This window comes from Winogradskyella algicola, from assembly GCF_005869935.1.
Taxonomy (GTDB): domain Bacteria; phylum Bacteroidota; class Bacteroidia; order Flavobacteriales; family Flavobacteriaceae; genus Winogradskyella; species Winogradskyella algicola.
The window spans coordinates 132,429-145,888 of the sequence record NZ_SZQF01000007.1; the positions used below are offsets into that span (position 1 = coordinate 132,429).

The window sequence follows — 13,460 nt, forward strand, 5'->3', positions numbered from 1 at the left end:
AAAAGGAAATTATACTCGTGGTGGATGAAACCAATCTTCAGTATCTAAATAAGAATATAGATTGTTATAACAATTTGGTGCGTGTTTTTTAAGAACAAACTCATTAAGCTGCTTAATATCTTCTTTAGGATAAGAAACTAACATAAGCTCTTTAAAATCTACAATACTTTCTGGTGTTTTTTCATTGCTATCTTGCGATTCAGCTACTTTTTTAAGGTGACATTTACCATTACATTGTAACTCTGGTTTGTTCTTATTTTCACAAAGCGCTTCTATAAACCCAATAGGATCAAGTTTATAGTAAGCATAGGTAATAGACACTCTTAAACTATTTGATAGTATAAGAGTAGCAAGTAGTATAGAAAGAAAGTACGTACCTATTTTCATGCGCTGCAAAAGTATGCTTATTGTAAAATTATCATACTGACTTTAGTCATAAATTTTACAAAATATCATGATAAAGTTCTTTATTACATTTTACTCTTAAAGTAACATTCGTTACATAGCTTTAGGCTATTGTTTTTTATTTTTGAATAAATTATCTAAATAACAATTTATCATGAGTGAAGAAACAATAGAAAAAGTTTATGCAATGCCAAGAATTGGCGATCAAGCACCAGATTTTGAAGCAGTAACAACAAAAGGAAAAATTAAGTTTTCAGATTTTGCAAAAGACAAATGGGTAGTAATGTTCTCGCACCCAGCAGATTTTACACCAGTTTGCACAACAGAAATGAGTGGTTTTGCAACGCGAAAAGCAGAGTTTGATGCGCTTAATACTGAACTTATGGGTCTAAGTATAGATAGTATACATGCACATTTAGGTTGGGTGCAAAACGTAAGAGAAAATACAGGTGTTTACTTTGATTTTCCAATTATTGCCGATTTAGACATGAAAGTATCTAAGTTATACGGAATGCTTCAACCTAACGAAAGTGAAACGGCTGCTGTACGTGCTGTGTTCTTTATAGATCCAAGTAAAAAAATACGTCTTATAATGTACTATCCATTAAATGTAGGTCGTAACATGGATGAAATTTTAAGAGCTTTAGAAGCACTTCAAACTTCAGATAAATACAAAGTTGCAATGCCTTTAGATTGGAAAAGAGGTGATAAAGTTATCGTTGGACCACCAAAAACTTTAGATGAGTTAAATGAAAGAATTAATGATGATACTCTAGAAAAAGTAGATTGGTATTTGGCTAAGAAAAACTTATAAAATACTCTTAAAAAATCGGTCTTTTCTAGCAGTTAAGACCGTTTTTTTTATTTTAAAAAGTAACTATAAAAAGAAAATAAAATGACAATAATTCAATACAACGATAAACCCTTAGCACATTATTCTTACGCTATAATTAGTGATAATATGATGGCTTTAGTAGATCCATCTCGCGATCCAAAACCATATTATAAATTAGCCGAACAGCATAATGCTAAAATCGTAGCGGTTTTCGAAACGCATCCACACGCAGACTTTGTAAGTAGCCATTTGCAAATTCATAAGGAAACAGGAGCAGATATTTTTGTTAGTAAATTGGTTGGTGCTAATTATCCTCACATAACTTTTGATGATGGCGATACATATCATTTAGGAACAACTGTGTTTTCCGCCATTAATACACCAGGACATTCACCAGATAGTATTACAATTATCGCTCAGAAGAATGATGATTATGTAATGTTTTCTGGCGATACCTTATTTATTGGTGATGTAGGTAGACCAGATCTGCGCGAAAAAGCTGGTAATATGAGAGCTAAACGAGAAGAGTTGGCCAAAAGCATGTATCAGACCATGCAAACAAAATTCAGCCATTTGCCAGATAGTACCATAGTCTATCCTGCTCATGGTGCAGGTTCATTATGTGGAAAGAATATGAGTACTGATGCTTCAAGTACCTTAGGTAGAGAACGACAAGAAAATTGGGCATTCAAAAATTTATCTGAGGATGAATTCGTAGAACATATTTTAAAAGATCAACCATTTATTCCTTCGTACTTTGGTTTTAATGTAGATATTAATAAAACTGGAGCAGATAACTATGAAGCTAATATCGCACAACCAGATTTCCATTTTAGAGTAGAAGATTTTGATAGCGATACTTTAATTATTGATGTTAGAAATCAAGACGATTTTAAAAAGAATCACATTGCTGGAAGTATAAATATTATAGCTCAAACCGAAAATGATAAACTAGAAACTTGGTTAGGTTCTATAGTACAACCCGAAGAACAATTCTACGTAGTTTTAAATTCAGTAGAAGATAAAGACGAAATTCTCCACAGAATAGCAAAAATTGGTTATGAAAAACAACTTCTAGGTTTAATAACTTTGGGTAATTCAACTTTTGAATCTACATATGAAATTGATTTAGATGATTTTAAAAGTCATCCAGGCCATTACAGCATAATAGACATTAGAAATAAAAGTGAAGTAGAAGAGGGTAAAATCTTTGATAGTGCCATTTCTATCCCATTAAATGAATTAAGAGATTCGGAGAAGGATATTCCGACAGATAAGCCAATAGTAGTGCATTGTGCAGGAGGATATCGAAGTGCTGCCGGAAGTAGCATTATTTCTAAATTAAAAAAAGATATTAAGGTTTACGATTTAAGTGAAGCAGTTTCTAATTTTAAATAGTATAATTAACCAAATAATGTTAAAGTTTTAGTTGTGTAATATTTATTACAAATAAGGACTAAACTGAATCGTATTTTTGCTACAAATTCATAATCATGGATACCGAAATCTTAGCCAGAATTCAATTTGCCTTCACAGTCGCGTTCCATTATATCTACCCTCCTTTAAGCATTGGTATAGGTTTAATTATGGTGATTTTTGAAGGTTTATATCTAAAAACAGGTCAAAAGCAGTATGAAATTTTAACGCGTTTTTGGTTGAAAATATTCGCCATAACTTTTGGTATTGGTGTTGCAACTGGAATCATAATGGAGTTTGAATTTGGTACCAATTGGTCTGTATATTCCAAATATGTCGGAGATATTTTTGGTAGTGCTTTAGCCGCTGAAGGTTTATTTGCTTTTGGCCTCGAAAGTACCTTTTTAGGGATTTTAATTTTCGGTTGGAATCGCGTTTCTCCAAAAGTACATTTCATTTCAACTATAGGTGTATTTCTGGGATCTATGTTCTCTGCAGTTTGGATTGTGCTAGCTAACAGCTGGCAACAAACACCAGCTGGATACCATATTGTTGGTGAAGGATTAACTGCTAGGGCAGAAGTCACTGATTTTTGGGAAATGGTCTTTAATCCTTCGAGTGTAGATCGAATCATTCATGTATGGCAAGGAGCATTTTTAGCTGGTGCATTTATGGTATTGAGTGTGCATGCGTATTATTTATTGAAAGGACGATATGTAGAAATCTCTAAAAAAGCCTTTAAAATCTCATTGTTGGTAGCAACAATTATTTCACTAACACAATTAGTTTCAGGACATAGTTCTGCTGATGGTGTAGCTGTTAACCAACCTGCAAAATTAGCGGCTATGGAAGGCCATTATGATGAATCTTCAGCAGCTGATTTGTATTTATTTGGTTGGGTAGATGACGAATCGCAAAAAGTTACCGGATTAGGTATTCCTGGTGGTTTATCATTTTTGGTTCATCAAGATTTTGAAGAACCAATTCAAGGTTTAAATGCATTTCCAAAAGATGAAATCCCAACACAAGTAAATGCTGTATTTCAGTTTTATCATATCATGATTTCTATTGGTATGTTTTTAATTGGATTAACGCTTTATGCTTCTTATTTATGGTGGCGTGGAAAGTTATTTGATAAAAAATGGTTACTTAAAATATTTGCATTTTCGGTGTTATTACCTCAAATAGCAAATCAAGTTGGTTGGTTTGCTGCCGAAATGGGTAGACAACCTTGGGTGGTTTATGGTCACTTAAAAACAAGTGAGGCCTTTTCGCAAGAAGTTTCTGCTAATCAAATTTTATTTTCCTTAATCTTATTTTTCGTGGTTTATACAATATTGTTTTTGCTTTTTATGTATTCACTAAATAAAAAAATAAAACATGGACCGTATAATGAAGCCGAAAACCCAGACGAATTTTTAAAATACACTTAAAAGCAGTACTATGGAAACATTTTTAGGTATAGATTATCCAACATTATGGTATTTGGTTGTAGGACTTTTGTTTTCGGGTTACGCTATTTTAGAAGGTTTTGATTATGGTGCTGGTGCATGGCATCTGTTTTTAAGAAAAGACTTAAGCAGACGTATTGCCATTAATGCCATTGGTCCGCTTTGGGACGCCAACCAAGTGTGGTTAATTATTGGTGGAGGTGCATTATTTGCAGGGTTTCCAGTAATGTATGCAACAATGTTATCAGCTATGTATATTCCATTCATGCTGTTTTTAATGTTACTGGTGTTACGTTCTGCTGCCATAAAATTTAGAAGTGCGGAAGAAATGAAATGGTGGAGAAAAACTTGGGATATTACCTATTTTGTATCTAATACTTTAATAGGATTCTTGTTAGGTGTTGTTTTAGGTAATGTGTTACAAGGTTTTGAACTTCATGAAAATTTTCAATATAAAGGTGGTATATTCTTAACATTCTTAAATCCTTACGCCTTAATGACAGGGTTTACAACATTATCTATTTTTATGACCCAAGGTGCTATTTTCTTAATGCTTAAAACTGAAGGTAGACTGCACGACAGGTTATCTTTTTTACTAAAAAAGGGGATGATATTCTTCATCATAAGTTTTGCCATTACAACTTTATATACTTTAACTTTCTTACCAGGAGTAACCGATAAATTTAAAGAACAACCTGTTTTTTTTGTATTACCTGTTTTAGCGTTTTTAGCAGTAGCAAATGTGCCACGCTTAGTCTCTAAGAAGAAGTATTCACACGCGTTAATTTTTTCTTCATTGATTATGGCTTTTTTATTAATGCTGGTAGCATTTCAATTATATCCAGTATTGTTACCTTCTACAATCAGTTCTGAGTATAGTGTTACTATTTACAATGCTGCGTCTTCACAGAAATCTTTGGGAATTATGCTAACCATTGTACTCATTGGAGCACCACTTTTGGCAGGGTACTTTTTATTTTTATATAAAACATTTCACGGTAAAGTGAAGCTAGACGATACCAGTTATTAAGGTGTGAGCAATAACTGTTTGTATGAAAAGAGCACCTATTAAGGTGCTTTTTTTATGTAACAATTGTAACCATTTAAAAGTTGAATTGGCTTTAACTTTGATTTATATAGAGAAATATCATGTCAAAAATAGTTGTTTTAGGAGCCGGAATTTCAGGGCATGTAGCAGCGTCTCACTTAAGACGAAAGCTATCAAAAGAGCACGAAGTTGTTGTAGTGTCTCCTAACAGTAATTACCAATGGATACCCTCTAACATTTGGGTTGGTATAGGTAGAATGAAATCTAAACAAGTACTTTTTCCTTTAGCACCTTTATACAAGAAAAAAGGAATTACCTACAAACAAGCTAAAGCGGTAACATTTCATCCGGAAGGTGATGCCATAGAATCAAAACCCTATGTGCTTTCAGAGTACGTATTTGGTGATAAAAAAGGAACAACAGAGAAAATAACTTATGATTATTTAATAAATGCTACCGGTCCTAAACTCGCTTTTGAAGCGACCGAAGGATTAATTCCAGGAGAAAATAAAGTGTATTCTGTTTGTACTTATGGTCATGCAGAGCATGCATGGGAAGGTTTAAACGCAGTAATTCAAAAACTAAAATCAGGAGAAAAAGCTAAAATTCTTATTGGTACTGGTCATGGAAAAGCAACATGCCAAGGAGCTGCTTTTGAATATATTCTTAATGTAGAGCAAGAACTAAGACGCCATGGTGTACGAGATAATGCTGAAATTACATGGATATCTAATGAATATCATTTAGGCGATTTTGGTATGGATGGTATGCTAATGAGTTACAACGGCATGACCATGAAGTCTAGTGAAATGATAGAAATGATTTTTGAGGATAGAGACATAAAATGGATTTTAGGTGCAGGCGTTAATAAAATTGAAGATGGAATTGCACATTACGAAAATCTTGATGGTGAGTTTAAGACCGAAACCTATGATTTTGCAATGTTAATTCCAGCATTTTCCGGTCATGGTTTTAAAGCTTATGATAAAAATGATAATGACATCACAGATAAGTTGTTCAAAGGCTTTATGATTGTGGATGCTGATTATTCGTCAAAACCATATGAAGAATGGACTGTACAAGATTGGCCAGAAACGTATCAAAATCCAAGTTATAAAAACATCTTTGCGCCTGGTATAGCATTTGCACCTCCACATGCCATTTCTAAACCAAGACAGAGTAAAAATGGAACAGTAATTTCGCCTGCACCACCAAGAACAGGAATGCCATCTGGTATTACTGCAAAATTAGTGGCAGATAACATTATTGACAGTATAAAATCTGGTAAAGAGTCACTACATCACAAAGGCAGTTTAGGAAATATGGGAGCAGCTTGTATCGCTTCTGCAGGTTATGGAATGACACAAGGTAGCGGAGTAAGTATTACAACCTATCCGATTGTACCAGATTATAAGAAATATCCAAAAACACAAGGGCGACAATTAGGTAAAACTTTTGGCGAGATTGGCTTAGCAGGTCATTGGCTAAAATTAGCATTGCATTATGCCTTTATATACAAAGCAAAAATGCGTCCATTTTGGTGGTTAATTCCAGAATAAAAAATTAAAAATATGACACAAAGAATTTCAAAATATCAGCGTTTTAAAATGATGAATCCAATTCTACAGTTTTTTAAGTTCATCTATTTAAGCATTAAAATAATGATTGTTGTTGCGGGAGGCCATGGAGGCACTCGAAAGGTTGACTAGTGTAGTTAACTAGTTTTTTTTTGGTTAGTGTCAAGAAGCATCTTTATCTAAAGGTGCTTCTTGCTTTAGTAACCTTTGTTACTAAGTAAAAGTTGAACGCAACTTAATTTTGAATCAAATTAAATGCGACATGTATAAACTAAAATATCTTATCACATTCACTTTAATAGGTTTCATATCTATCAGTTATGCTCAAGGCATAAAACCTATTTCTAAAGATGAAGTATTAAGTAAGGTTTCTGAATCGAATCAGCAAATAAAGATTTCGGTTGAAGCATTAAATGAAGCCAAAGCAGATTACAGACAAACCAATGCTGTGTTTTTCCCAAATATTAGTGTGTCTCACACTGCAATAGCCACAACAAATCCATTAATGGCTTTTGGGTCTAAGCTAAATCAAGAGATTGTAACTCAAGCAGATTTTAATCCAGATGCATTAAATGATCCAAGTCAGATTGAAAACTATGCTACGGTTTTTGAGTTTCAGCAACCATTAATCAATATGGATGGGTTTTACCAACGTAAAGCTGCAAAGTATAAAATGGAAGCTATGGCTTTGCAAACAGACAGAGTTAAGGATTATGTGAATTTTGAAGTCGAAAACGCTTATATGCAATTGCAATTAGCATATAAGGCGGTTACTGTTTTAGAAAAAGCGTTGGAGGCAACTGAGGCAAATTTACAACTGGCACAAAATAGTTACGATCAAGGCTATTTACAACAATCTGATGTGCTCTTGGTTAAAGTAAGAGTTACAGAGGTAAAAAACCAATTGCAAACGGCAAGGAGTAATGTGAAAAATGCTTCAAACTATTTATCATTTTTAATGAACGATGTTTCAGATGTTGTTTTAAAACCACAGGATTCTCTTCAGCTGGAAACTACAGTTTTAAAAACTGATGAAAAGCTTAGTGAAGAACGTGCAGATATAAAAGCAATGCAATTAGCTGCCAATGCCAGAGAGACCATGTACAAGTTAGATAAAATGACATTTCTACCAACTTTAAATGCATTTGGTAGCTACCAATTGTACGACGATAGTTTATTTCAGTTTGGTGCTGATGGTTATTTGATTGGTGCCGAATTAAAATGGAACATTCTTCAAGGTACCAAGCGATTTGGTAAAGCAAAAAAATCTAAGGCAACTCTAGAAAAGTCAAAATTAGAGTATGAGCAATATGTTTCTAAAAGTCAATTAGAACTCAATAAAACCAAACGCCTTATTCAAGATATGGAAAGCAAATTGCAATTGTCAAGATTAGCAATGGAACAATCTAAAGAGGCTTTAAGAATTAGAACAAATCGATTTAAAGAAGGCTTAGAAAAAACAACAGATTTGCTTATGGCAGAAACACAATTTGCACAAAAAGAACTCGAATATTATCAAACCATTTTTGAATATAATAGTACTAAAGCATATTTAAAATTTTTAACCGTAAACTAAAATGAAGACATTATCTATACATAAATTATTTACCATAGTTACTTTATTCGCATTACTAAGTTGCGGACAAGACGAAAAAAAAGGTGTAAAAAACACGTCAAATCCTGTTTCGGTTGTTGTGGCAAAAGTAACTGCCAATGATGACAATTCACCATTGGTAGTTAGTGGTACCATTGAAGCTATAAATAGCGCAAACCTGAGTACGCGTCTAATGGGTTATGTAGAACGAATTAATGTAAAAGTAGGTGATAAAGTATCTAAAGGTCAGACTTTAATTGTTATAAACAATACCGATTTACAGGCTAAAAGAGCTCAAGTAAATGCAGGTATTGCTGAAGCCAAAGCAGCTTTCACCATCGCTGAAAAGGATTACAACCGTTACAAAAACCTTTTTGATCAAAATTCTGCTTCACAAAAGGAATTAGATGATATGACAGCGCATTATAATATGGCAAAAGCAAGACTAGAAGCTGCGCAACAGATGAAGAATGAAATCAATGCGCAATTTGCTTATACCAATGTAAAAGCACCTTTTAGTGGTGTTGTTACAGGAAAATTTATAGATGAAGGCGCTTTGGCAAACCCAGGGATCCCGTTATTGGCTGTAGAATCACCACAAAATTTTGAAGTGATTGCCAGAGTTCCAGAAGCTATCATATCAAACATTAAAGAAGGTGAAGCTGTTAATGTTGTAGTGTCTTCCATTGATGCTGAACTAAAAGGAAAAGTTTCAGAAGTGAGTACGTCTTCGGCAAATTCTGGAGGACAGTATTTGGTAAAGGTAAGTTTAGATTCAAAAAATGATAAAGTACGTTCTGGCATGTTTGCTTCGGTACAATTTCCGAATTTAAAACATCAAACATCAAATTCTACTACAACAATCATGATTCCAAAGGACGCTATAATTATTAATGGTCAACTATCTGGAATTTATACCGTAAGTCAGCAAAACACAGCGGTTTTACGTTGGTTACGATTAGGGAAAACTTTTGGAGATAAAGTAGAAGTATTATCTGGTCTGTCGGCAGATGAATCGTACATATTGTCTTCAGAAGAGAAACTTTATAATGGAGCACCTTTAAGTATTCAGTAGTCAGTTGATGGTAAACAGTATTTAATAATTTAAAGAATGTGCGTTAGGGATAGAAGCGACATCCTTTTTATGTCAGTTCGAGTGAATTTGTGAACATTGAGCGCAGTGGAAAATGAAACAAATTTGTATCGAGAACTAGTAAAAAGATACAGCGCATAGCCCGTTAAAACGCCAAAAAATATAAAACATGAAAGAAGGTTTAGCAGGAAAGATTGCCAAAGGCTTTATAAGTTCTAAACTTACAGTGCTTTTAATGATTGTTTTTATGGTCATTGGAGTGTACAGTTCGTTTTTAATTCCTCGTGAAGAAGAGCCACAGATAGATGTGCCAATGGCAGACATTTTTGTGGGTTATCCAGGAGCAAGTCCTACAGAAGTAGAATCTAGAGTTATAAAACCCTTAGAAAAGCTTATTTCTAACATTAAAGGAGTAGAGTATGTGTATTCTACATCTATGCAAGAGCAAGGTATGGTCATTGTTCAGTTTTATGTGGGAGAAGATATTGAGCGCTCGTTTGTAAAATTATACAACGAAATCAATAAACACATGGACCAAATGCCACAAGGTATAACGTTTCCTTTGGTAAAAACACGTGCTATTGATGATGTACCAATGCTTGGTCTTACATTGTGGAGTGAAAATTATGACGACTACCAATTAAAGCAAATTGCACAAGAGTTAACAGACGAAATTGAAAAGGTTAACGATGTGTCGGCAACGCATAAAATTGGTGGAAGAAACAGAGAACTACGCGTAGTTTTAGATAAGAATAAACTAGCGTCTAGTGGCTTAGATTTTTTATCTGTTGCCGAAATGATTAAAGCTAACAATCAACAATTAAGTGCTGGTAGTTTTGATAAAAATGATACCGAATTCCTTGTAAAAACTGGAGAATTTATACAAACCAAAGAAGATGTAGAAAATTTGGTTGTTGGTGTTTTTAAAAATCAGCCTATTTATTTAAGTCAGGTTGCAACTGTGCTAGATGGACCACAAGTGCCAGTTAATTATGTAAGTCTTGGATTTGGTTCTGCCAGTGAAAAGATTAAAGATTACAAGTCGGAATATCCTGCAGTTACCATTTCTGTCGCAAAGCGAAAAGGTGCAGATGCTATGAAAATTTCCGATGTTATTATAGACAAGGTAGAGCACCTGAGAGCGACTTTAATTCCAGATGATGTTCATGTAGAAATAACACGTAATTATGGTGAAACAGCTTCACAAAAGGTATCTGAATTATTAATGCACCTTATCGGAGCTATTATAGCTGTAACGATTGTGGTAATGCTAGCTATGGGCTGGAGAGGTGGATTGGTGGTGTTTTTGTCTGTACCTATTACATTCGCTTTAACCTTATTAAGTTATTACTTACTCGATTACACGTTAAACCGTATTACGCTTTTCGCTTTAGTATTTGTTACAGGTATTGTGGTAGATGACTCGATCATTATTGCAGAAAATATGCATAGGCATTTCAAAATGAAACATCTACCATTTAAACAAGCCGCTTTATATGCTATTAACGAAGTGGGTAACCCAACTATTTTAGCGACATTTACGGTAATAGCATCAGTTTTACCTATGGCATTTGTATCTGGCTTAATGGGACCTTATATGAGTCCGATGCCTATTGGTGCATCAATTGCTATGTTGTTGTCTTTATTTGTGGCGTTAACGATTACACCTTATTTGGGATATATTTTCCTTAGAGAAAAAGACAAGAAAGCAGATGCTTCGGTTGAAGATGAAACTTCAGGAATTTCGGATTCAAAAATATTTAAGATTTATTCAAAATTTGAAACACCACTTATTGAAAATAAAACCAAACGTTGGGCATTTTTAGGTATAACATTTTTCTTATTGATTGGGTCTGTTGGATTATTTTTTACCAAAACAGTTGCTGTAAAAATGTTACCATTTGATAATAAGAATGAATTTCAAGTAGTTATCGATATGCCTGAAGGTACAACCTTAGAGCGTACAGCTTTAGTGGCTAAAGAAATAGGGCAGTACCTTGCTACTAGACCAGAAGTGGTAAACTACCAAAGTTATGTTGGTACTTCTGCACCAATTACATTTAACGGATTAGTACGTCATTACGATTTACGTGGTGGTAGTAATATGGCAGATATTCAGGTAAATCTAACCGATAAGGACGATAGATCTGCACAGAGCCATGATATTGCCAAACTATTACGACCAGATATTCAGAATATAGCATCGAAGTATAACGCAAACGTAAAGCTTGTTGAAGTCCCACCAGGACCACCAGTATTATCTACCATCGTGGCAGAAGTTTATGGACCAGATTATGAGGAACAAATCCGTGTAGCAGATTCAGTGCAATCTATTTTAAAACGTACAACCGATGTTGTAGATATCGATTGGATGGTTGAAGCTGATCAGAAAGAATTCAGTTTTATTATAAACAAAGAAAAAGCGATGCTAAATGGTGTAGCACCACAGCAAATTGCTTACACCATGAATATGGCTTTGTCTAACAGACCTGTAACGACTTTATATGATGAAGATGCTTCAAATCAGGTAGGATTGATTTTGGCTTTAGATGAAAATGAAAAATCAACACTACAGGATATTGCCAATTTAAAAGTAAAATCTCAACATGGTAATTTGGTGCCAATAATAGATTTGGTAACTATAGAAGAAGGAACAAAACCAAAGAGTATTTACCGTAAAAACCAAAAGAGAGTGGTCTATGTTATGGCAGATATGGCAGGCGAATTAGAAAGTCCGGTTTATGCTATTTTAGGCATGTCAGATAAGTTACAAGAGATTAACCTACCAAAAGGTTACAGTATGGATGAATTGTACATAAATCAACCAGAATATGAGGATGATTATACTGTAAAATGGGATGGAGAATGGCAAATTACTCTAGAAGTATTTAGGGATTTAGGAATTGCCTTTTTGGGTGTCATTATTATCATTTACATACTAATTGTAGGATGGTTCCAAAATTTTAAAGCACCAGTAGTAATGATGGTCGCTATTCCATTATCACTGATAGGTATTGTTTTAGGGCATTGGCTGCTTGGAGCATTCTTTACCGCAACGTCTTTTATTGGTATGATTGCCTTAGCTGGAATTATGGTACGTAATTCGGTATTGCTCATTGACTTTGTGAATTTAAGATTAGCAGAAGGCATTCCATTAAAGCAAGCTGTAATTGAAGCGGGAGCAGTACGAACAACACCGATTTTGCTAACAGCAGGTACTGTTGTTATTGGTGCATTTGTTATTCTTTTCGATCCAATTTTCCAAGGTTTGGCTATTTCATTAATGGGAGGAACTATTGTGTCAACGTTCTTAACATTATTGGTAGTGCCATTAGTATACTATATGATAGAACGTAAAAAATATAAATAATATGAAAAACAGAATAGTTAGAGGTATCGCAGGAACATTTATTTTAATCAGTTTGTTGTTGGCTATATACGTCCATCAAAACTGGTTATGGTTTACTGCTTTTGTAGGTGCTAATTTATTACAGTCGTCTTTAACCAAATGGTGTTTAATGGACACTATATTAGAGAAGTTAGGTGTGAAAAGTTAGTTAAAATTTGTAACATATGAGTATTGTTTGCGTCATATAGTGGTAAACAAATAAAATCATGGAATCTAATTATCACACATTGAAACGTACAGACAATCAGTTGTTGGTTATCACCCACCTTACACAGATGTTAACTTATATTACAGGTTTTGGTGGTTTAATAGTACCATTAATCCTCTGGGCAACTCAAAAAGATAAAGTAGAGGGTATGGATGATCATGGCAAGGCTATAGTTAATTTTCAATTGAGTATTATAATATACTGTTTACTCAGTATACCTTTAATCTTCCTGTTTGGTTTAGGAATATTACTTTTGATATTAATAGGAATTTTAGCATTTGTAATGCCAATAATAAACGCAATAAAAGCTAGTAATGGCGAATTACCTAGCTATCCATTATCTCTTAGTTTTATTAGTTAGTTAGCATTTCTGAAATAATTCAGAGACAAAGAGATGGTAGAAAAACGCTCACAGAAATGTGGG

General features: G+C 34.0%; 12 protein-coding genes. 11 read left to right on the forward strand and 1 reads right to left on the reverse strand.

Annotation, left to right across the window (positions count from 1 at the left end):
* Positions 1-9 precede the first annotated feature (9 nt).
* Complete coding sequence (locus FC091_RS11735; protein ID WP_138434462.1) at positions 10-387, reverse strand: hypothetical protein; 378 nt, start codon at positions 385-387, stop codon at positions 10-12.
* 172 nt (positions 388-559) lie between these two features.
* Between FC091_RS11735 and FC091_RS11740 the strand changes: the two genes are divergently transcribed.
* The 11 genes from FC091_RS11740 to FC091_RS11785 all read left to right on the forward strand — a co-directional run bounded on the left by FC091_RS11740 (position 560) and on the right by FC091_RS11785 (position 13,397).
* Positions 560-1,219, forward strand: a complete 660-nt coding sequence (locus FC091_RS11740) for a peroxiredoxin (RefSeq protein WP_138434463.1) — start codon at positions 560-562, stop codon at positions 1,217-1,219.
* A gap of 81 nt (positions 1,220-1,300) precedes the next feature.
* The gene (locus FC091_RS11745; protein ID WP_138434464.1) at positions 1,301-2,638 is read left to right on the forward strand and encodes an MBL fold metallo-hydrolase; all 1,338 of its coding nucleotides are present in this window, start codon (positions 1,301-1,303) and stop codon (positions 2,636-2,638) included.
* Positions 2,639-2,733: 95 nt separating this feature from the next.
* Entirely contained in the window at positions 2,734-4,089 is a 1,356-nt protein-coding gene (locus FC091_RS11750) for a cytochrome ubiquinol oxidase subunit I (protein WP_138434465.1), read from the forward strand.
* Between the two features lie 10 nt (positions 4,090-4,099).
* Positions 4,100-5,137: a cytochrome d ubiquinol oxidase subunit II gene (gene cydB / locus FC091_RS11755; protein ID WP_138434466.1), complete on the forward strand. Its 1,038-nt coding sequence runs from the start codon at positions 4,100-4,102 to the stop codon at positions 5,135-5,137.
* Positions 5,138-5,256: 119 nt separating this feature from the next.
* Entirely contained in the window at positions 5,257-6,714 is a 1,458-nt protein-coding gene (locus FC091_RS11760; protein WP_138434467.1) for an NAD(P)/FAD-dependent oxidoreductase, read from the forward strand.
* A gap of 12 nt (positions 6,715-6,726) precedes the next feature.
* A complete protein-coding gene (locus FC091_RS15235; protein WP_171032517.1) occupies positions 6,727-6,864 on the forward strand; it encodes a hypothetical protein in 138 nt (45 codons plus the stop codon).
* A gap of 130 nt (positions 6,865-6,994) precedes the next feature.
* Complete coding sequence (locus FC091_RS11765; protein WP_138434468.1) at positions 6,995-8,308, forward strand: TolC family protein; 1,314 nt, start codon at positions 6,995-6,997, stop codon at positions 8,306-8,308.
* Between the two features lies 1 nt (position 8,309).
* Entirely contained in the window at positions 8,310-9,401 is a 1,092-nt protein-coding gene (locus FC091_RS11770; RefSeq protein ID WP_138434469.1) for an efflux RND transporter periplasmic adaptor subunit, read from the forward strand.
* Between the two features lie 187 nt (positions 9,402-9,588).
* On the forward strand, positions 9,589-12,789 hold the full coding sequence (locus FC091_RS11775) for an efflux RND transporter permease subunit (protein WP_138434470.1): 3,201 nt from the start codon (positions 9,589-9,591) through the stop codon (positions 12,787-12,789).
* Position 12,790: 1 nt separating this feature from the next.
* Positions 12,791-12,976 carry a YgaP family membrane protein gene (locus FC091_RS11780; RefSeq protein WP_076615027.1) on the forward strand — a complete coding sequence of 62 codons (186 nt, stop codon included), beginning with the start codon at positions 12,791-12,793 and terminating at the stop codon, positions 12,974-12,976.
* Between the two features lie 58 nt (positions 12,977-13,034).
* A complete protein-coding gene (locus FC091_RS11785; RefSeq protein ID WP_138434471.1) occupies positions 13,035-13,397 on the forward strand; it encodes a DUF4870 domain-containing protein in 363 nt (120 codons plus the stop codon).
* Positions 13,398-13,460: the final 63 nt, after the last annotated feature.